Below are 19,938 nucleotides of genomic sequence, written 5' to 3' on the forward strand. Positions count from 1 at the left end.
GGTCCCTTGACCGACGGTAACCCGGACCTGGTGTGGCTCGGGGGATATGTTCCGGAAGCAAAAGGACCGACTGAGTTTGTCCGACTCAACTCTGACCGAAAGCCAGCAGCAGGCCATGACCGACCTGTTCCGCAAGATCGCCCCGGTGGCCGACGAGCTCGGCCGCCTGTTCGCCGCGCAGGGCCACGAGCTGGCCCTGGTCGGCGGGCCCGTGCGCGACCTCCTGCTCGGCCGCATCGGCAATGACCTCGACCTGACCACCGACGCCCGCCCGGAGCGGGTGCTCGAGATCGTCAGGGACTGGGCCGACTCCGTCTGGACGATCGGCATCGACTTCGGCACGGTCGGCCTGCGCAAGGGGAGCTGGCTGATCGAGATCACGACCTACCGGAGCGAGTCCTACGACCCCAAGTCGCGCAAGCCCGAGGTCATGTACGGCGAGACGCTCGAGGCCGACCTGGAGCGGCGTGACTTCGCCGTCAACGCGATGGCGGTACGCCTGCCCGGCCACGAGTTCGTCGACCCGTACGGCGGTCTCGACGACCTGCGCGCCAGGCTGCTGCGCACGCCGGGCACCCCCGAGCGCTCCTTCGACGACGACCCGCTGCGCATGCTGCGGGCCGCGCGGTTCGCCTCGCAGCTCGGCTTCGCCGTGGACGGCAAGGCCCTGGCGGCGATGACCGCGATGGCCGACCGCATCGAGATCGTCTCGGCCGAGCGCATCCGCGACGAGCTCGACAAGCTGATCTGCGGCGCCAACCCGCGCGAGGGCCTGCGGCTGCTGGTGGAGACCGGCCTGGCCGCGCACGTGCTGCCCGAGCTGCCCAAGCTGCGCCTCGAGATCGACGAGCACCACCGCCACAAGGACGTCTACGACCACACGCTGACCGTGCTCGACCAGGCCATCGCGCTGGAGGAGGACGGCAAGCCCGACCGGATCCTGCGCTGGTCGGCGCTGATGCACGACATCGGCAAGCCCAAGACGCGCCGCCACGAGGCCGGGGGGCGGGTGTCGTTCCACCACCACGAGGTGGTCGGGGCGCAGATGACCAAGAAGCGGATGACGGAGCTGAAGTTCCCCAAGGACGTGGTGGCCGACGTCTCCCGCCTGGTCGAGCTGCACCTGCGCTTCCACGGCTACGGCACCGGCGAGTGGACCGACAGCGCCGTGCGCCGCTACGTGCGCGACGCCGGCCACCTGCTGGCCCGGCTGCACAAGCTGACCAGGGCCGACTGCACCACCCGCAACAAGCGCAAGGCGGCGGCGCTGTCGCGTACCTACGACCAGCTCGAGGAGCGCATCGCCCGGCTCGCCGACGAGGAGGAGCTGGCCAAGATCCGCCCCGAGCTCGACGGCAACGAGATCCAGCGGGTGCTCGGGATCGGGCCGGGGCCGGTGGTGGGGCGGGCCTACAAGTTCCTGCTCGACCTCAGGCTCGACAAGGGCATGATCGGCAAGGAGGCCGCCACCGAGGCGCTGCTGGAGTGGGCCAGGTCAAACAGCCTTGGCACGTGACGCCGTGGTGATCATCCGGTAGGCCAGCGCCGCGAGGGGGTAGCCGAGCGAGATGATCGCCACGGCGACGTACGACTTGCCGTCCGCCGGCAGGATGGTCGCCGACAGGGCCGCGGCAACCACGTACATGCCGTTGAAGAGCATGTCGTAGATCGAGAACGCGCGGCCCCGGTAGATGTCCTCCACGTCGCGCTGGACGGTCGTGTCGGCGCAGATCTTGACGCTCTGCCCGGCCAGCCCCAGCACGAACCCGGCCACCGGGAGGCCCCACTCCTGGAACGGCAGCACCAGCACCGCCGTCAGTACCCCGGCCCCGGCCAGCGCCATCTGCACCCACCGCTCGATCCCGAACCACTCGGTCGTGTACGGGGTGATGATCACGGCGAGGGCGGTGCCGATGCCGGCGCCGATCACCACCAGGCTGATCCCGCGCAGCGCCGCCTCGGCGTCACCGTCGGTGAAGTAGTAGCGGTAGAGGATGATGCCGAGCGCGGTGGACATGCCGAACAGGAAGCGGTGAGTGGCCATCGCGCCCATCGTCGCGGCGGCCACCCGGTGCCCCACCAGGTGCTTGGCGCCGTCGGTCAGGCCGGTGAGCACGTTGCGCAGGGCCTGGCGGGCCTGCGGCCGGTTCGGGTCGGGCCACGGGCCGAGCAGCTGACGGTCCATCGTCCGCGCCACCAGCGCGCTCAGCGTGAACACCACGCCGGACGTGGCCAGCAGCAGCGCCACCCCCAGGTCGCCGCCGCCCAGGAGCTCCCGGAGCAGGAACCCCACGCCCGCGCCGATGAACGTGGCCACCGTCCCCGAGGTCGGCGTGACCGCGTTGGCCGCGATCAGCCGCTCGGCGGGCACCACGTGCGGCAGCGAGGCGCCGAGCGCGGCCAGGAAGAACCGGTTGACGCCGAGCACGAGCAGCGCCGCCGCGTAGAACGCCGGATCGGGCACGTCGGCGGCGACCAGCCCGGCGGCCACGAGCAGCAGCAGCCCGCGTACGAAGGGCGCCACCACCAGGATCTGCCGCCTCGACCATCGGTCGATGAAGACGCCGACGAAGGGACCGAGCACGCTGTACGGCAACAGCAGCACGGCCAGGCCGGCGGCGACCTCCAGCGCGGTCGTCTGGTTCTCAGGGCTGAAGAAGGCGAATCCGGTCACGCCGAACTGGAAGATCCCATCGGAGAACTGGGAGACCAGCCGGGTGCCGAACAGCCGCTTGAAGTCCCTGCCCCGCAGGACGACGCGGAGATCGGCGACAAAAGACACGCCGTCAGCCTAGCTCCGTACCAGTCCTTTAGGATCCGCGGAGGTTGGTGCGGCAGGTGAACAACAGGTTCCGAGCGGTGGCCATGATCTCGTACGCTTCATAGCGTGACGATCGAGGAACACGTTGTGCTGGTTGACCGTGCCGGCCACGCACTCGGCACCGCGCCCAAGACTTCGGTGCACGGCCGGGAAACCCCCCTCCACCTGGCGTTCTCCAGCTACGTCTTCGACCGTGAAGGCCGCGTGCTGCTCACCAGGAGGGCGGATCACAAGATCACTTGGCCGGGTGTCTGGACCAACAGCTGCTGCGGCCATCCGATGCCCGGCGAGCCGCTGGACCAGGCGGTCGTGCGCCGGCTCTCCTACGAGCTGGGGCTCACCGCCGGCGGCGCCGACCTCCTGCTGCCCGCCTTCTCCTACCGCGCCGTCATGGCCAACGGCATCGTTGAGCACGAGCTCTGCCCCGTCTACCGGGTCGTCGTCGACTCGCCCGTCTCGCCCAACCCCGAGGAGGTGGGGGAGACGTGGTGGATGCCGTGGAAGGAGTTCGCCGAGGCGGCGCAGAACGGGCTGCTGGCGATCTCGCCGTGGTGCCGGGAGCAGGTGCCGCTGCTGACGGAGCTCGGCTGCGACCCGCTCACCTGGCAGCCCGCCTCCCGCGACGAGCTGCCCCCGGCGGCGCGCCTCTGAGGACGCGCCGCCGGCAGGGGGTCAGCGCTCGACCTCACCCCGGATGAACTTCTCGACGTAGTCACGGGCCTCGTCGTCCGAGAACTGCTTCGGCGGCGACTTCATGAAGTAGGAGGAGGCCGACAGGATCGGCCCGCCGGTCCCGCGGTCGAGGGCGATCTTGGCCGCCCGTACCGCGTCGATGATGATCCCCGCCGAGTTGGGCGAGTCCCAGACCTCCAGCTTGTACTCGAGGCTCAGCGGGGTGTCACCGAACGACCGGCCCTCCAGCCGCACGTACGCGAACTTCCGGTCGTCCAGCCACGGCACGTGGTCCGACGGCCCGATGTGGACGTCGGCCTTGCTCATCTCGTGCGGGATCTGCGAGGTGACCGACTGCGTCTTGGAGATCTTCTTCGACTGGAGGCGGGTGCGCTCCAGCATGTTCATGAAGTCCATGTTGCCGCCGAAGTTGAGCTGGTACGTGCGCAGCAGCTCCACCCCGCGGTCCTCGAACAGCTTGGCCATCACCCGGTGCGTGATGGTGGCGCCGACCTGCGACTTGATGTCGTCACCGACGATCGGCACCCCGGCCTGGGTGAACTTCTCCGCCCACACCGGGTCGGAGGCGATGAAGACCGGCAGCGCGTTGACGAACGCCACCTTCGCGTCCAGCGCGCACTGCGCGTAGAAGCGGTCGGCCTCCTCCGAACCCACGGGCAGGTACGACACGAGGACGTCGACCTGGTTGTCACGCAAGACCTTGACCACATCGACGGGTTCCTCGTCGGACTCCTCGATGATCTCCCGGTAGTACTCGCCCAGGCCGTCGAAGGTGTGGCCGCGCTGGACCGTCACCCCCGTGGGCGGCACATCCGTGATCTTTATGGTGTTGTTCTCGCTGGCGACGATCGCCTCGGACAGGTCGCGGCCGACCTTCTTGGCGTCCACGTCGAACGCCGCGACGAACTCGAGGTCGCCGACGTGGTAGTCGCCGAACTTCACGTGCATCAGGCCCGGCACCCGTGTCTCCGGGTCGGCGTCCTTGTAGTAGTGAACGCCCTGGACCAGCGACGACGCGCAGTTGCCGACACCGACAATGGCCACGCGAACCGAACCCATCGCACTCGCTCCCTTACTCATCAGTTGACGTGGTATCTCTTTCGGGCCTCTCCTCTGACGAGGCCCGACGCTCTGTTGCGATCAGCTCGTTCAGCCAGCGCACCTCGCGCTCGACGGACTCGAGCCCGTGACGTTGCAGCTCGAGCGTGTAGCTGTCGAGCCGCTCCCTGGTGCGCGCCAGCGCGGTGCGCACCGCGTCGAGGCGCTCCTCCAGCCGGCTGCGGCGGCCCTCGAGGATGCGCAGCCGCACCTCGGCCTCCGTGTGCCGGAAGAAGGCGAAGTGCACGCCGAAGCTCTCGTCCTCCCAGGCGGAGGGACCGGCCTGCGTCAGCATGTCCTGCAGCCGTTCCTTGCCCTCGGCGGTCAGCTTGTAGACGATCTTCGACCTGCCGCCGACGATCGTGGCGGGAGCGGGTTGCTCCTCCGCGATGAGGCCCTGAGCCAGAAGTGATCGCAGACAGGGGTACAGCGACCCGTAGGAGAACGCACGGAACATCCCCAGCAGGGCGTTGAGCCGTTTGCGCAGCTCATAGCCGTGGAGCGGCGTCTCGTGCAGCGACCCGAGCACGGCCAGTTCCAAGACCCTGCCCTGTCCGCTGGCCAATGGAACCGCCCCCTCTCGCGTCGATGTATCGAGCCGATACATCCCGAGGATACGTCGGGTCGCTATATGGCCGCAATCTACGAATCTGCCAAGCCGTTGGGATGAACCCGTAAAACGCCGTAGTCTGGCGCTCATGTGGTCACAGAGAGGGGTGGTGGATTACGGCCTCGCGAAACGGGCGGTGGTCCGATCCCTGCGCGCGGGGCACGCCTCGCGCGGCGACATCTGCGACGCACAGCCCTACCTCCTTCGCGCGGCGCGCCACTTCGGCGAGCCGACCGAACGCCTCTGCCCGGTCTGCGAAAAGGAGAACGTCACCAACGTGACCTATGTCTACGGGGAGTCCCTCGGACGGCATGCCGGTCAGGCAAAGGTCACATCAGAACTCGTCGCCATGGCTCATGATTACGATGAGTTCCGGGTGTACGTTGTCGAGGTCTGCCAAGGTTGTTCCTGGAATCACCTGACGGTTTCGTACGTCCTCGGGAACGGACCGCCTGACCTCGTCGGCCAAGCGTGAAGATCGAGGGCGGCGAGAAACCTCACGCCCAACCGCCGTTTTTGTTCCGACGACGTTGCGAGGACGTGTGAGTAACAGCATGAACGAGGGGACGGCTCGCCCGGGGAGGCGCCGTCGCTCCAGCTCATCCCGTTCTTTGCCCCAGGGTCCAGCACCCCAAACCGGCGAGTCGGGTTGGGGTGCGGCGGCCCCGCCGCGTCGTCCGGAAGCCGCTTACGAGCAGACCGGCGCCATGGCCGCGCAGCCTTATGACCAGCAGCCGCCGAGGCGCGAGGAGCAGCAGCCCGGCCGCACCGAGCAACATCCGGTCCGCCCGGAGCCGCCGCAGCGTCACGCCGAGCAGCCGCCGGCGCGCTCCCGCGCCCGGCAGGACACGAACACGGTGAGTAACCAGGAGACGATCGTCAGCGACGCCCCGCGGCGGTCGCGCCGGCGCGGGCAGGGCGAGCCACCCGTGCCCCCGGGGCCCCCGACGAAGAAGGGCGGCGGCGGCCGGGGCGGCTGGCGCAGGTTCGTCCCGAGCTGGAAGATCGTCGTGGTCGGCGTCGTGGTGCTCGCGGCCGGCTTCTTCGGCATGATCATGGTGGCGTACGCCAACACCCCGGTCCCGACCACTGCCCAGGCCGAGGCGACGGCCCAGCAGAGCACCATCTATTTCCGGGACGGCAAGCACCAGATCGCCCAGCTGGGCTTCAAGCGCGAGATCGTGCCCATCTCGAGGATGTCCCAGAACGTCAAGGACGCCGCGGTGGCCATCGAGAACAAGACGTTCTACGAGGACTCCGGCATCTCCATCTCCGGCATGTTCCGCTCCGTGTGGATGACCGCGACCGGGCAGCAGCTCCAGGGCGCCTCCACCATCACCCAGCAGATGGCCCGTAACTACTACGACGGCCTCAGCCAGGAAGTGTCCATCAAGCGGAAGGTCATGGAGATCTTCGTCGCGGTCAAGCTCGACGAGACCCTGACCAAGGACGAGATCCTGGCCAACTACCTCAACACCATCAACTTCGGCCGCGCGTACGGCGTCGAGGCCGCCGCGAAGGCGTACTTCGGCGACAAGGTCACCGCCGCCAAGCTGACCCCCGAGCAGGGCGCCTACCTGGCCGCGCGCATCCAGCAGCCGAACTGGGACCACGACGCCCCCGAGCTCAAGGAGCGGTTCAAGACCGTCATCCAGTACATGGCCGAGCAGTGGCCGGAGAAGTACGGCAACCTCCCGCAGACCGCCCAGTTCCCGAAGACCCGCAAGTCCGCCGGCAACAACGAGATGGCCGGCATGAAGGGCTACATGGTCGAGGAGGTCCTGAAGGAGCTGGAGGGGCGCGGCCTGACCCGTGACGAGGTCAGGAGCGGCGGCTACGACATCGTCTCGACCTTCGACCGGGAGCTGATGCAGGCCGCGAAGACCGCGGTGAAGAGCACGATGCAGGCCTACAACATGTCCACGGAGTTCCACGCCGGCCTGGCCGCGGTGGACCCGAAGCACGGGCGTGTGCTGGCCTTCTACGGCGGCGACGACTACCTCACCGACCCCTGGAACGAGCCCTTCCAGTCGACCAAGCAGGCCGCCTCGGCGTTCAAGCCGTACGTGCTGGCGGCCTGGCTGCAGGCCGGCTACTCGCTCAAGAGCTACGTGCCGGGCAACCAGACGGTGCCGAAGGTGCTGCCGGGCCAGCAGAAGGGCGGCATCAGGAACAGCCACAACGTCGGCGCGGCCGTGGACGTGATCAAGGCCACCGCCCAGTCGGTCAACACGGCGTTCGTGTCGATGGCGTACGCGCTGCCGAACCAGCTCAAGGACGTCAAGAACCTGGTCGAGGCGGCCGGCTTCAACGAGAAGCGCATGCAGGACGACGTCGACGTGCACCACTACCAGTTCGCCATCGGCAGCGCGCTGGTGACACCGGTGGAGCAGGCGGCGGGCTACGCCATCTTCGCCAACGGCGGCAAGTACACCCGCTACCACGTGGTCAAGGAAGTCAAGCTGAACGGCAAGCTCGCCTACGGTGAGCAGCTCGCCGCCAAGTCGGTCATCGACCCGGGCGTCGCCGCCGACTCCACGATCGCCATGCAGGAGGTGCTCAAGTCGGGCACCGCGGCGGGCAAGGGCCTGGGCTCCAGGCCGGCCGCCGGCAAGACCGGCACGAACAACGACGAGAAGGAAGCCTGGTTCGTCGGTTACACGCCGCAGATCTCCACCGCCGTCGGGTTCTACCGCGAGCAGTGCGTGACCAAGACGGGCAAGGTCGTCCCGCCCCAGCACTCCAACTGCCCGAGCAGCCGCAAGGGCAGCAAGAAGTACGGCCCCACCAACCCGTACACCATGCCCAAGGAGGTCTCCCTGGGCTTCGAGGGCGCGGGCCCGCCCACGATCGCGTGGCAGAAGTTCATGCAGCTCGCCCACGAGGGCCTGCCCGTCGAGCAGTTCCCGGACCGGGCCGAGGTCGGCGTGCCGGAGAACATCGTGCCGAGCCCGACGCCCACGCCGACGCCGACGCCGGACGCCGACGACAACCCGTTCGACAGCGACAACCCGTTCGACGACGGCACCGACGGCGACTGCCTCATCGGCTGTGACGACAGCGACGCCACCGTTCCCGACGAGGACGTGACCACCGACGACGGCGGCGGCTTCCCGCAGACCGCCGACGACTCGGGGGTCGCGGGCGGCGGCTCCGCGCCCGACCCGAGAACCAGCGGCACGCAGCCGAGGTCCACCAGGCCAGAGGACCAGTGACGAGCACTGAGGCACGCGCCCCCTGGGTGGCGCGTGCCGTGCCCTACCTGCCTCTGGGGCTGATCGCCGCCCTGGGGGCGAGCCTGGCGTACGTGGTGCGGCTGCCGTGCCGCACCGGCGGGTGGAACGACCAGGTCTCCACCTACACCAACTTCTGTTACACCGACATCTACCCGCTCTACTTCGACCGGGCGCTGGACACCCAGAACCCGTACTTCGCCCAGGTGCCGTTCGACAAGCAGGTCGAGTACCCGGTGGTCCTGGGCGAGGTCATGCAGGTGATCAGCTGGATCGCGCGGGCGCTGACGCCGGACAAGGTCGCGCAGGCGGTCCGGTTCTACGACCTGACGGTGATCCTGCTCGGCATCTGCCTCGTGGTGGGCGTGCTGCTGATGGCCGCGGTGGCGGGGCCGACGCGGCGGTGGGACCCGCTCTGGTACGCCATCTCGCCCGCCGTGGTGCTGGCCGCCTACATCAACTGGGACCTGGTCGCCGGCGCGCTGTCGATGGGCATGCTGCTGGCCTGGAAGCGGCGTCAGCAGGTGCCGGCCGGGGTGCTGCTGGGGCTGGCGATCGCGACCAAGTTCTACCCGCTGATGTTCGTGGGGGCGCTGTTCCTGCTGACGTTGCGCACCGCGCGATGGCGGCCGTTCCTGGTCACAATGGGGTCGGCCGCGGTCGCCTGGCTCGTGGTCAACCTGCCGTTCATGATCTTCGCGTGGGAGGGCTGGAGCAGGTTCTACGTCTTCTCCCAGGAACGCGGGGTGGACTGGGGCTCGGCCTGGCTGTTCTTCCAGACAAAGGGCACGCCGGTCCTGGGCGAGGGCGACGTGAGCACGATGGGCATGGTGTCGCTCGCCCTCCTGTGCCTGGGCATCGCCGTGCTCACGCTGGCCGCGCCGCGCCGGCCCCGGCTGGCGCAGATCTGCTTCCTGGCGCTGGCCGCCTTCATGATCACGAACAAGGTGTGGTCGCCGCAGTTCGTGCTGTGGCTGGTGCCCTTCGCCGTGCTGGCCAGGCCCAACTGGAAGCCGCTGGCGTTGTGGCAGCTCGCCGAGGTCTGGTACTTCGCCGCGATCTGGCTCTACCTGCTCTCCCAGCCGCCGCTCGACCGGGACGACCTGGGCATCGGTGACGACACCTACTTCACCGCCGTCTGGGGCCGGATCATCACGATCGGGATCATGATGGCGTTCGTGGTGCGTGACATCCTGCGTCCCGAGAAGGACGTGGTACGCCAAGCCGACATCGACGACCAGGCGGGGGGCGTGTTCGACGACGCCCCCGACCGGTTCACGCTGGCCTCCGTCACCAAATGATCACCCGCTCGGCCGGCCGGGACGCGCTGCTGCTCTGGTTCGGTTCGCGGGCCGGCCTGCTGGTCGCCACGCTGCTCGGCGTGACGCTGGCCGGGTACGCGGACAGGTGGCGCAAGTGGGATGCCACGCTGTTCATCACGATCGCCCAGTACGGCTACGACGGCGAGCCCGGCCGGCCTGCGGACGAAGGGCTGCCGGCGTTCTTCCCCGGCCTGCCGGTGGCGCTGCGGGTCGTACACCTCGTGGTGGACGACTGGGCGGCGGCCGGGCTGCTGGTCTCGCTGGTCGCGGGGGCGGTGGCCATGGTGGCGCTGGCCCGGCTGACCGAGCTGGAGGGCGCGAACGGCTGGATGGCGGTGCTGGGGCTGCTGCTTTTCCCGATGGCGGTGTTCCTCTCGGCGGGCTACAGCGAGTCGCTCTTCCTGGCCTTCGCGATCCCGGCGTGGCTGGCCGCCCGGCAGGGGCGCTGGCCGGCGGCGGTGCTGCTGGCCGCGGGGGCGTCGTGCGTGCGGATCACCGGGCTGTTCCTCGCGGCGGCGCTGGTGGTGGAGTTCGTCATGAGGGCGGAGCCGGTGCGGCGGGCCGGGTGGCTGGTCGTGCCGGTGCTGCCGCTGGCTGCGTACTCGTATTACCAGTACGGCCGGACCGGCGACTGGCTGGCCTGGAAGCACGCCCAGGAGGCCGGCTGGGGACGCGACTTCGCCTGGCCCTGGGAGGCGTGGCGGACGACCTGGCGCTCGGCCATGGGCTCCGACGACTTCTCGGTGGCCTTCCGGATGGAGATCGTCGGGGTCGTGGTCGTCGTGGCCGCGCTGGTGTGGCTGCTCGTCCTGCGGCGGTGGAGCGAGGCCGTCTACACCGGCACGCAGGCGGCGGCCCTGATGACGTCGGCCTATTACCTGTCGATCCCGCGCTCGCTGCTGCTGTGGTTTCCGCTGTGGGTGCTGCTCGCCAAGGTCGGGACCAGGAGGGCGTGGGTCTTCGTCCTCTATGCGGCTGTTTCCGGGCCGCTCATGCTGCTGAACGCCCTGAGGTTCCTGGACGGCGCGTGGGCGGGCTGATCTCTATACCCGTTTCCTCGTCTTGGTAATCCAGGGAAGTTATCCACAGGCTGTGTGTATTCGCTAGAGATTCTTCCTCAGGAAGGCGATGTCGTCCGCCTGGCCCTCGGCGGGCGTCTCGACCACGATCGGCGCCCCCGCGGCCCGGCACACGGCCAGGATCAGCTCGGAGTCGATCTTGCCCTGGCCGAGGTTGGCGTGGCGGTCGGCGCCCGAGTCGAAGTCGTCGCGCGAGTCGTTGCAGTGGACGAGGTCGATGCGGCCGGTGATGGCCTTGACCCGGTCGACCACGTCGATCAGCTCCTCGCCGCCGGCGTGGGCGTGGCAGGTGTCGAGGCAGAAGCCCACGTCGAACCCGTCGAGCGCCTCCCACAGGCGGGCGATGCGATCCAGCTTGCGGGCCATCGCGTTGCCGCCGCCCGCGGTGTTCTCGATCAGCACGGGGATCGGGCACTCCATGCGCTCGAACACCTTGCGCCAGTTGTCGAACCCGGTCTGTGGATCGTCGCTCTTGTTGACGTGGCCGCCGTGCACGATCAGGCCCTTGGCGCCGAGCCCGGCCGCCGCCTTCAGGTGCTGCTCGAGCAGCTTGCGGCTGGGGATCCTGATGCGGTTGTTGGTGGTCGCCACGTTGACCAGGTAGGGGGCGTGGATGTAGATGTCGACGCCCTCGACCGGCTTGGCGGGCAGCACGGGCTTGTCGTAGCCCTGGGGATCGCCGAGGAAGAACTGCACCACCTCGGCCCCCACCTCGGCGGCGTGGGCGGCGGGGTCGTCCTGACCGACATGAGCTCCGATGCGCACCATGTCAACGAGCTTATCCGTTTCGCGGGGGCGCCCACGGGCAGTCGGCTGGCACCCCCTACCGAGGAGAAGTCATATGAGTCGCTGGCGCTTACGAGCGCTGATCGTATTGATCTACGTCATCATCGGCATCTATGTCGCCTGGGTGTACGACTACATCACGCCGGGCCTGCTCAGGGATCTCGCGGAGGCGTTGCTCGCGGTCTTCCTGTGGTTCCTGGTGCTGCTCGGGATAGATCTGCACATCGGTGGATGAGTCACATATCAAACGGCCCCGGGGAACGTGCACCGGGGCCGTCGCTGTGCGAGCTGAGCTTCACGGGCGGACTTACGGACAGGCTCACGGACAGGCTCACGGGCGGGCTTACGGGTGGGGAAGGAAACCGCCGTGGGCGATGCCGAGCGCGGCGCCGACGAACGAGCCCACGAGCCCGACGACGTTGAGCGAGCGCTGCGGCGTGGTCGCCGAGACGTACTGCGAATAGAGGCCCATGCCGAAACCCAGCGTGCCGAACCACGACGCGATCATGTGGGCCGAGGTCCAGAACGTCGCGACGAAAGCGACCACACCGCACACGAGCGTGGCGACGGCCAGCATGTTCTCGACCGGGTGCGGGCGTCCGTCCGTGTTGAGCGTGAGCTTGAACCGCTCCCTCTCGGAGGGCTGAAGCACATGTGGCACAACCATCACCCCCTTGGTTTCCTACAGGCCTTCCCACCTACTCGCGGCTGGTAACCTGGGCAAGCTGCGTTGTGATGGGTGATCCATCGCCCCGGGGTGCCGAAAGGGGCCGCCCGGGTTCAGACGTCAGCGTCCTCCTGTCACGGCAGAGTGTCGTGACCGCAAGAGTCCAGAGGAGGTTGGAGTCCCGCATGCGTCGTTACGAAGTAATGGTCATTCTGGACCCTTCGCTCGATGAGCGCACCGTCGCGCCGTCCCTCGACCAGTTCCTCACCGTGGTCCGCAACGACGGCGGCACCGTGGAGAAGGTCGACGTCTGGGGCCGTCGCCGTCTTGCCTACGACATCGACAAGAAGTCCGAAGGCATCTACGCCGTCATCGACCTGTCCGCGCAGCCCGCGACGGTCAAGGAGCTCGACCGGCAGATGAACCTCAACGAGGGCATTCTGCGCACCAAGGTCCTGCGTCCGGACGTGCACTAACCTCCGGCTTTTGTCGGGGAAGCCCCGTACTCTGAGCCGTAACCCAAGCGAAGGCGTGCAGGAAGGCGAGCGCTAGCCATGGCAGCAGGCGACACCGTAATCACCATCGTCGGCAACCTGGTCGACGACCCGGAGCTGCGCTTCACCCCGACGGGGCAAGCGGTGGCTCGATTCCGCATCGCGTCCACTCCGCGGTTCATGGATCGACAGACCAACGAGTGGAAGGATGGCGAGAGCCTCTTCCTGACCTGCAACGTGTGGCGGCAGGCGGCGGAGAACGCCGCTGAGAGCCTCCAGCGCGGCATGCGGGTCATCGTGCAGGGGCGGCTCAAGCAGCGGTCTTACGAGACCAAGGAAGGCGAGAAGCGCACGGTCTACGAGGTCGAGGTCGACGAGGTCGGCCCGTCTCTGCGCAACGCCACCGCCAAGGTCAACCGCACCTCCCGCCAAGGTGGCGGCGGGGGCGGCGGCTTCGGCGGCGGTCCGGCCGACGACCCGTGGGCCTCCGCGTCGCCCGCCCCGCCTCAGGGCGGCGGCTACCAGGGCGGTGGCGGCGGCTTCGGTGGCGGCGGCGGTGGTCAGCAGAGCGGTGGCGGCGGCGGTTTCGGCGGCGGCGGCAACGACTTCAGCGACGAACCGCCTTTCTAAATCCAGTCCACAAGCCCGAGTCCATTCCCGCCCTGAAGGCGGGGCTCTGAAAGGAGCACCACGATGGCAAAGCCGGCACTGCGCAAGCCCAAGAAGAAGGTTTGCCTGTTCTGCCACGACAAGATCTCCTACGTCGACTACAAGGACACGGCGCTGCTGCGGAAGTTCATCTCCGACCGCGGCAAGATCCGTGCGCGCCGGGTGACGGGCAACTGCACCCAGCACCAGCGCGACGTGGCGACCGCGATCAAGAACGCGCGTGAGGTGGCCCTGCTGCCTTACACGAGCACCGCGCGCTAAGGAGGCCTGTCGATATGAAGCTCATCCTCACCAACGAGGTCTCCGGCCTCGGCACCCCTGGCGACGTCGTCGAGGTCAAGGACGGCTACGGCCGTAACTACCTCATCCCGCGCGGCTACGCCATGCGCTGGACGCGGGGCGCCGAGAAGCAGATCGAGACCATCCGCAAGGCTCGCGACGCTCGCGAGATCCGCGACCTCGGCACCGCCAAGGAGGTCGCCGGCCAGCTCGGCGCGCTGCGCGTCCGCCTGGCCACCCGTGCGGGCGACTCCGGCCGCCTGTTCGGCTCGATCACCACGGGCGACATCGCCGACGCCGTCAAGGCCGCCGGTGGCCCGATTCTCGACCGCCGCCGCATCGAGATCGTCAACCCGATCAAGAGCGTCGGTTCCCACCGCGTGACCGTCAAGCTCCACCCGGAGGTCTCCGCCTCCGTGGATGTCGAGGTCGTCGCCAGCTGAGTTCGACCGGAAGGCCCCCGCTCCGCGCGGGGGCCTTCCGTTTTTTCGCCGGGCTTTCGTGAGGCCTTTCCAGGAAACGGTCGCTGACCCTTCACCGGCCGGTCGCCGTTACGCGAGCCCACGTGGGCCGATCGCCGTGGTGAGCGGGCACCCGGGGACGTAATTCCCTATCCGGGCGGCGTAGAATGCCCTCGTTCTTTCGGCATTCCCCCTGGAGGCACGGCCATGGCCCGTCCCTTGATGCTGCTCGCGCTGGCCGTGGCCCTGGTGGGTTGCGCACCGGTCGACGACCCGGCCACCACGGCCGCCGCCCCCACCACGTCCACCGCGTGCACCAAGGAGCAACTCCAGCTCGTCACCCCGGGCAAGCTCACCATCGGGACCGACAAGCCGGCGTACGAGCCGTGGTTCAAGGACGACGACCCGAGCAACGGGCAGGGGTTCGAGAGCGCGGTGGCGTTCGCGGTGGCGGGGGAGCTCGGCTTCGATCGCAGCGAGGTGCAGTGGAACACGGTGAAGTTCGACGCCGCGTTCGCGCCGGGGGAGAAGCAGTTCGACTTCGACGTCAACCAGGTGTCGATCACGCCTGATCGGGCCACGGCGGTCGACTTCAGCAAGGGCTACTACACGGTCAAGCAGGCCGTCGTGACGGTCGGGAGCGGCAAGTTCGCGGGGGCGAAGAGCCTGGCCGAGCTGAAGGACGCGAAGATCGGCGTACAGGTCGGCACCACCTCGCTCGACGCCGTCCAGAACGTCATCAAGCCCGCCGACGACCCCAATGTCTACAACGAGCAGATCGACGCCGTGAACGCGCTGAAGAACAATCAGGTGGACGCGCTGGTCGTGGACCTGCCGACGGCGTTCTACGTGACGGCCGCGCAGGTGGAGAACTCCAGGATCGTGGGCCAGTTCAGCTCGACAAGTGGCACGCCGGAGGAGTTCGGGCTGGTCATGGAGAAGGGCAGCGCGCTCAAGCCGTGCGTGGACAAGGCCGTCGACGCGCTGAAGTCGAAGGGTGAGCTGGCCAAGATCGAGCAGCAGTGGCTCGGCTCGGCGGCGGGCGCCCCCGAGCTTCGATGAGCGAGTGGGTCAAGTCGGAGCGGCAGGCCGAGCGGGAGCGGGTACGCAGGTCGCACGCCCGCCGCTCGGCCTCGATCGCGACGGCCTCGACGGTGGTCTTCGTCGTCCTGGTCGTGTGGGTGGCCACCAGCTCGCCGGGCTGGCCCCGGGTGCGGGAGACGTTCTTCGACGCCGATGAGTTCGCCGAGGCGCTGCCCAAGGTGCTGGAAGGCTTCCTGCTCAACATCAAGATCTTCCTCATCGCCGAGCCGCTGATCCTCGTCGTGGGCCTGCTGGTGGCGCTGGCCAGGGGCATCAGGACGCCGGCGTTCTTCCCGATCCGGGCGCTGGCCACGCTGTACACCGACATCTTCCGCGGCGTGCCGACCATCCTGGTGGTGTACCTCATCGGGTTCGGGCTGCCGGCGCTCCGGCTCCAGGGCATCCCGACCGATCTGGTGACGCTGGCCATCATCGCGCTGACGCTCTCGTACGGCGCGTACGTGGCGGAGGTGTTCCGGGCCGGGATCGAGTCCGTGCACCCGAGCCAGGTGGCGGCGGCCCGCTCGCTCGGGCTGAGCCACGCCAAGACCATGCGGTTCGTGGTCCTGCCGCAGGCCACCCGCAGGGTCGTGCCGCCGCTGCTGAACGAGTTCGTCTCGTTGCAGAAGGACACCGCGCTGGTGGCCACCATCGGGCCGCTGGAGGCGCTCAGGCAGGCGCAGATCCACGTGGCCCGGACGTTCGACTACACGGCCTATCTGGCCGCGGCGCTGCTGTTCATCCTGCTCACGATCCCGCTGGCCAGGTTCACCGACCACCTGGCCGCCCGCACCCGCAGGAGGCGCGGAGCATGAGCGAGCGAACAATCGGACACAGCCTGCTGACGATCGAGGGGGTGTGGAAGAACTTCCACGGCCACCACGTGCTGCGCGGCATCGATCTCGAGGTGCGCCCGCACGAGGTGGTCAGCCTGATCGGGGCCTCGGGGTCGGGCAAGTCCACGCTCCTGCGCTGCGTCAACCTGCTGGAGACGGTGGACGACGGCGCCATCTACCTGGAGGGCGAGGAGATCACCGCCCCCCGCACCAACGTGGATGACGTGCGCAAGCGGCTGGGCATCGTGTTCCAGGCGTTCAACCTGTTCCCGCACATGACCGTGCTGGACAACATCACGCTGGCGCCCCGGCAGGTGCACCGGGTGGCGCGGGGGCAGGCGGAGGAGCAGGCGTACGACCTGCTGGCCAGGTTCGGGCTGGCGGGGAAGGCGCGGGCCTACCCCGACCAGCTCTCCGGCGGGCAGCAGCAGCGGGTGGCCATCGTCAGGGCGCTGGCCACGCAGCCCAGGCTGATGCTGCTCGACGAGGTCACCTCGGCACTGGACCCCGAGCTGGTCGTGGAGGTGCTGGGGATCATCAGGGAGCTCAAGGAGTCGGGCATGACGATGATCCTCACGACCCACGAGATGGGCTTCTGCCGGGACATCTCCGACACGGTGTGCTTCCTCGACGGCGGGGTGCTCCTGGAGAAGGGGCCGCCCGAGCAGATCTTCACCGCGCCCGAGCACGAGCGGACCCAGGAGTTCCTGCGCAGCGTGCTGGAGTCCCGGCGGTTCTAGCGCGTGCACACGGGCGGCGCCCGTGCGGTCGTGCAGGTGGGTTCCGGCGACGGTGCGGCTGTGTGAGCGGCGTCCGGCGCCCGGTGCGATCCCGGGTGGCTCTACCGGCGGTGCCGCCCGTGTGCCGGCCTCTCCGGGGTGCGCGGGCGGGCCAGGAGGCTGTGGCGGCGGCCGTACGCGAGGTAGACGGCCAGGCCGAAGGCCATCCACAGGGCGAACCAGGCCCAGGTCAGCACACGCAGATTGACCATGAGCCAGAGCGTGGCCGCCAGCGACAGCGCGGGCAGCAGCGGCGAGAGCGGCACCCGGAACCCCCGCTCCAGGTGCGGCATGCGCCGCCGCATCACGATCACCCCCGCGGCCACGAACGCGAACGCGAACAGCGTCCCGATCACCACCAGCTCCCGCATCTGGATCACCGGCACGAACTCGGCCAGCACGATCGCCACCAGCCCGATCACCAGCGTCACCCGCGTGGGCGTGTGGTAGCGGCGGCTGACCGTGGCCAGTCCGCGCGGGATGAGCCCGTCGCGGGCCATCGAGAACAGCACCCGCGTCTGCCCCACGATCAGCACCAGGATCACCGTGGTGAGCCCGAGCACCGCCCCGACGTCGATGACGTGCACCATCCAGTCCACGCCGACCGCCCGGAACGCGCTGGCCAGCGGCGCCTGCGCGGAGATCTTCGTGTACGACACCATGCCCACCATGACCAGCGCCACCGCCAGGTAGATGACCGTGGCGATCACCAGGCTGCGGATCATGCCCTTCGGCACGGCCCTGGGCGCGTTCACGGTCTCCTCGGCGGAGGTGGCCACGATGTCGAACCCGATGTACGCGAACGCGATGGCCGAGGCCGCCGCGAAGATCCCGAACCAGCCGAACGCCTGGCCCTCCCCGACGAAGATCCCCAGTACGGTGGCCGGCGCGGTGTCCAGCGGCTTCGGCGGCACGTAGAACTCGCCGAAGTTCGCCACGTCGACGTACGCCAGCCCGACGACGATGACCGCGCCGACGGCCAGCAGCTTGGCCGACACCATGATCCACAGCGCCCGCAGCCCGATCCGCGCGCCCAGCGCCACGATGCCGGTGAGCAGCACCAGGATGACGAGCACGAGGAGGTCCTGGACGAGCGCCTCCTGGGGGACGCGGACGCCGAAGGCGGTGACCGCCCCGACCGCGATCCCGGCCCAGGCCCTGGCCACCACCGCGGCGGCGAACTGCAGCTCGAGGATCAGCGCCCAGCCGATGATCCACGCCCAGACCTCGCCGAAGATGACGTAGGTGAAGGTGTAGGCGCTGCCGGAGGTCGGCATCGTGGACGACAGCTCGGCGTAACAGAGGCAGGCGAGCAGAGAGGCGATACCCGCGATCATGAAGGAGAGGATCACCCCGGGGCCGGCCGCGGTGGCGGCCTGCTCGCCGGCGATGCTGAAGATGCCGGCGCCGATCATCACGCCGAGACCGAGAACCACCAGGTCGGCCGGGCGGTAGAGCTCGGCCAGGCTGTGCCGGGCGCCGGTGCGCAGGCCAGTCGCTTCGGAAGGTGGCAGTCTTCGCAGAATCGTGGACAAGGGACACACCCCGCTCAGGGAACTCGCCCACAATGTCTCACCCCTTGGACAACAGCAAGCACGAAACAGTCACGCCCCGGTCACCAGCCAGGCAGGGCCGGCCGCGCGGCGGACGAGGGTGATCAGGCGTGCCACCATCCACACGCCCAGCGCGCACCAGAGGGCGACGACCCCCAGACCGGCGGCGAGCAGGGCGGCCGGCAGGTACGCCAGCGTCGTCCACACCCCCGCCCAGGCCAGGTAACGCTGGTCGCCCGCCCCGATCAGCACGCCGTCGAGCACGAACACCACCCCGCACACCGGCTGGAACAGCGCAACCGGCCACAACAGGGCCAGCAGCAACTCGGCGACCTGCGGGTCGGCGTCGAACAGGGCGGGCAGCAGCGGCCTGGCGGCCAGGACGAGCAGGCCGAGCACGGCGCCGGACCAGATGCCCCACTGCACCATCCGTTTCGTCGCGGCCCTGGTGGCGGCGACGTCCCCCGCGCCGAGCGAGCGCCCGGTGATGGCCTGGCCCGCGATGGCGATGGCGTCCAGGGCGAAGGCGAGCAGCGTCCACACCTGGGTGGCCAGGGCGTACGCGGCCAGCTCGGCCCGGCCCATCCTGGTGGCGATCACGGTGGCCACGACCAGCACGATACGCAGGCAAAGGGTACGGATGAGCAGCGCGAACCCGGCCGTACCGGCCTGCCTGACCCCGTTCATGCTGGGCGTGAGCGGCGTCCCCAGCCGCAGCGCCCCGCGCGCCACCACCACGAGGTAGACGGCCGCGCCGAGGGTCTGCGCCAGCACCGTCCCCCACGCCGACCCCGCGATGCCCCACCCCAGCCCCAGCACGAACCAGGCGTTCAGCGCCGCGTTCACCGCGAACGACCCCCCGGCCACCGCCAGCGGCGTCACCGTGTCCTGCAGCCCGCGCAGCACCCCGGTCCCGGCCAGCACGACCAGCATGCCGGGCGTGCCGAGCAGGCTGATCCGCAGGTACGTCACGGCCTGCGCGGCCTGCGTCTCGACCGCCCCGAACAGCTCCACGATCGCCGGCGCCAGCGGCCAGCACACCACGATCAGCGCGACCCCGATGGCCAGCGCGAGCCAGATGCCGTCCACACCGCTGCGCATGGCCCGCGCGTGGTTGCCCGCCCCCGTCTGGCGCGCCACGGACGCCGTCGTGCCGTAGGCCAGGAAGACGCACAGGTTCACCAACGTCGCCAGCACCGTGCCGGCCACGCCCAGAGCGCCCACGGCCGTGGTGCCGAGCCCGTGCCCCACGATGGCGTAGTCGGCGAGCAGGAAGAGCGGCTCGGCCACCAGCGCCCCGAACGCCGGCACGGCCAGCCGCAGGATCTCCCGGTCTCTGGGTGTAATGGGCATTTGTCCATTATGGCCATTACACGGCGTGTCGGGCCAACTTTCTTTCCTCCACAGCCGGTGGACACCGTTCGCCCTGCTCACACTGGCTTCGGTGGATATCCGAAAGAGTTATCCCCAGGCCC

21 protein-coding genes are annotated in these 19,938 nt (G+C 69.0%); 14 read left to right on the forward strand and 7 right to left on the reverse strand.

The window, feature by feature from the left end; translation table 11 throughout:
• Window positions 1–46 precede the first annotated feature (46 nt).
• Entirely contained in the window at window positions 47–1,516 is a 1,470-nt protein-coding gene (locus AB0J69_RS01475; RefSeq protein ID WP_364111616.1) for a CCA tRNA nucleotidyltransferase, read from the forward strand.
• Here the strand turns inward: AB0J69_RS01475 and AB0J69_RS01480 are convergent.
• Window positions 1,496–2,782: an MFS transporter gene (locus tag AB0J69_RS01480; RefSeq protein WP_364111618.1), complete on the reverse strand. Its 1,287-nt coding sequence runs from the start codon at window positions 2,780–2,782 to the stop codon at window positions 1,496–1,498. The genes AB0J69_RS01475 and AB0J69_RS01480 overlap by 21 nt on opposite strands.
• Window positions 2,783–2,887: 105 nt before the next feature.
• Between AB0J69_RS01480 and idi the strand changes: the two genes are divergently transcribed.
• The gene (idi, locus tag AB0J69_RS01485; protein ID WP_364111620.1) at window positions 2,888–3,472 is read left to right on the forward strand and encodes an isopentenyl-diphosphate Delta-isomerase; all 585 of its coding nucleotides are present in this window, start codon (window positions 2,888–2,890) and stop codon (window positions 3,470–3,472) included.
• 21 nt (window positions 3,473–3,493) lie between these two features.
• Here the strand turns inward: idi and AB0J69_RS01490 are convergent, their stop codons facing one another.
• Both AB0J69_RS01490 and AB0J69_RS01495 read right to left on the reverse strand, forming a co-directional pair.
• A complete protein-coding gene (locus AB0J69_RS01490; protein ID WP_364111622.1) occupies window positions 3,494–4,573 on the reverse strand; it encodes an inositol-3-phosphate synthase in 1,080 nt (359 codons plus the stop codon).
• Window positions 4,574–4,586: 13 nt separating this feature from the next.
• Complete coding sequence (locus AB0J69_RS01495) at window positions 4,587–5,177, reverse strand: PadR family transcriptional regulator (protein WP_364111624.1); 591 nt, start codon at window positions 5,175–5,177, stop codon at window positions 4,587–4,589.
• A 133-nt stretch (window positions 5,178–5,310) separates the two neighbouring features.
• Here AB0J69_RS01495 and AB0J69_RS01500 point away from each other — a divergent pair, with 133 nt between their 5' ends.
• The 4 genes from AB0J69_RS01500 to AB0J69_RS01515 all read left to right on the forward strand — a co-directional run bounded on the left by AB0J69_RS01500 (window position 5,311) and on the right by AB0J69_RS01515 (window position 10,817).
• Window positions 5,311–5,697 (forward strand): DUF5318 family protein, encoded by a 387-nt coding sequence (locus AB0J69_RS01500; protein ID WP_364111626.1) that lies wholly within the window; start codon window positions 5,311–5,313, stop codon window positions 5,695–5,697.
• Window positions 5,698–5,929: 232 nt separating this feature from the next.
• Window positions 5,930–8,437, forward strand: coding sequence for a transglycosylase domain-containing protein (locus AB0J69_RS01505; protein WP_364111628.1), 2,508 nt, complete (start codon window positions 5,930–5,932; stop codon window positions 8,435–8,437).
• Window positions 8,434–9,756: a glycosyltransferase 87 family protein gene (locus AB0J69_RS01510; RefSeq protein WP_364111630.1), complete on the forward strand. Its 1,323-nt coding sequence runs from the start codon at window positions 8,434–8,436 to the stop codon at window positions 9,754–9,756. The genes AB0J69_RS01505 and AB0J69_RS01510 overlap by 4 nt, the downstream gene beginning before the upstream one ends.
• Complete coding sequence (locus tag AB0J69_RS01515) at window positions 9,753–10,817, forward strand: mannosyltransferase family protein (protein ID WP_364111632.1); 1,065 nt, start codon at window positions 9,753–9,755, stop codon at window positions 10,815–10,817. The genes AB0J69_RS01510 and AB0J69_RS01515 overlap by 4 nt, the downstream gene beginning before the upstream one ends.
• A gap of 63 nt (window positions 10,818–10,880) precedes the next feature.
• On the opposite strand, the gene AB0J69_RS01520 is transcribed toward AB0J69_RS01515, so the two are convergent.
• Window positions 10,881–11,624: a deoxyribonuclease IV gene (locus AB0J69_RS01520; protein ID WP_364111634.1), complete on the reverse strand. Its 744-nt coding sequence runs from the start codon at window positions 11,622–11,624 to the stop codon at window positions 10,881–10,883.
• 73 nt (window positions 11,625–11,697) lie between these two features.
• Between AB0J69_RS01520 and AB0J69_RS01525 the strand changes: the two genes are divergently transcribed.
• Window positions 11,698–11,877, forward strand: coding sequence for a hypothetical protein (locus AB0J69_RS01525; RefSeq protein WP_364111636.1), 180 nt, complete (start codon window positions 11,698–11,700; stop codon window positions 11,875–11,877).
• 108 nt (window positions 11,878–11,985) lie between these two features.
• Here AB0J69_RS01525 and AB0J69_RS01530 read toward each other — a convergent pair whose 3' ends face one another.
• Window positions 11,986–12,303: a hypothetical protein gene (locus tag AB0J69_RS01530; protein ID WP_364111638.1), complete on the reverse strand. Its 318-nt coding sequence runs from the start codon at window positions 12,301–12,303 to the stop codon at window positions 11,986–11,988.
• A gap of 191 nt (window positions 12,304–12,494) precedes the next feature.
• Between AB0J69_RS01530 and rpsF the strand changes: the two genes are divergently transcribed.
• The 7 genes from rpsF to AB0J69_RS01565 all read left to right on the forward strand — a co-directional run bounded on the left by rpsF (window position 12,495) and on the right by AB0J69_RS01565 (window position 16,871).
• Window positions 12,495–12,785, forward strand: a complete 291-nt coding sequence (gene rpsF, locus AB0J69_RS01535; RefSeq protein ID WP_106242878.1) for a 30S ribosomal protein S6 — start codon at window positions 12,495–12,497, stop codon at window positions 12,783–12,785.
• 78 nt (window positions 12,786–12,863) lie between these two features.
• A complete protein-coding gene (locus AB0J69_RS01540; protein ID WP_364111641.1) occupies window positions 12,864–13,433 on the forward strand; it encodes a single-stranded DNA-binding protein in 570 nt (189 codons plus the stop codon).
• A 63-nt stretch (window positions 13,434–13,496) separates the two neighbouring features.
• On the forward strand, window positions 13,497–13,733 hold the full coding sequence (rpsR, locus tag AB0J69_RS01545; protein WP_020543048.1) for a 30S ribosomal protein S18: 237 nt from the start codon (window positions 13,497–13,499) through the stop codon (window positions 13,731–13,733).
• 14 nt (window positions 13,734–13,747) lie between these two features.
• Entirely contained in the window at window positions 13,748–14,194 is a 447-nt protein-coding gene (gene rplI, locus AB0J69_RS01550; protein WP_364111643.1) for a 50S ribosomal protein L9, read from the forward strand.
• A 225-nt stretch (window positions 14,195–14,419) separates the two neighbouring features.
• Window positions 14,420–15,274 (forward strand): ABC transporter substrate-binding protein, encoded by an 855-nt coding sequence (locus tag AB0J69_RS01555; protein ID WP_364111645.1) that lies wholly within the window; start codon window positions 14,420–14,422, stop codon window positions 15,272–15,274.
• A complete protein-coding gene (locus AB0J69_RS01560; RefSeq protein ID WP_364111647.1) occupies window positions 15,271–16,110 on the forward strand; it encodes an amino acid ABC transporter permease in 840 nt (279 codons plus the stop codon). The genes AB0J69_RS01555 and AB0J69_RS01560 overlap by 4 nt, the downstream gene beginning before the upstream one ends.
• On the forward strand, window positions 16,107–16,871 hold the full coding sequence (locus tag AB0J69_RS01565) for an amino acid ABC transporter ATP-binding protein (RefSeq protein WP_364111649.1): 765 nt from the start codon (window positions 16,107–16,109) through the stop codon (window positions 16,869–16,871). The genes AB0J69_RS01560 and AB0J69_RS01565 overlap by 4 nt, the downstream gene beginning before the upstream one ends.
• 101 nt (window positions 16,872–16,972) lie before the next feature.
• Here AB0J69_RS01565 and AB0J69_RS01570 read toward each other — a convergent pair whose 3' ends face one another.
• Entirely contained in the window at window positions 16,973–18,445 is a 1,473-nt protein-coding gene (locus AB0J69_RS01570; protein ID WP_364111651.1) for an amino acid permease, read from the reverse strand.
• Between the two features lie 69 nt (window positions 18,446–18,514).
• Window positions 18,515–19,816, reverse strand: coding sequence for an MATE family efflux transporter (locus AB0J69_RS01575; protein ID WP_364111653.1), 1,302 nt, complete (start codon window positions 19,814–19,816; stop codon window positions 18,515–18,517).
• Window positions 19,817–19,938: the final 122 nt, after the last annotated feature.

Origin of the sequence: Nonomuraea sp. NPDC049709, from assembly GCF_040674815.1 — a bacterium.
Classification (GTDB): Bacteria; Actinomycetota; Actinomycetes; order Streptosporangiales; family Streptosporangiaceae; genus Nonomuraea.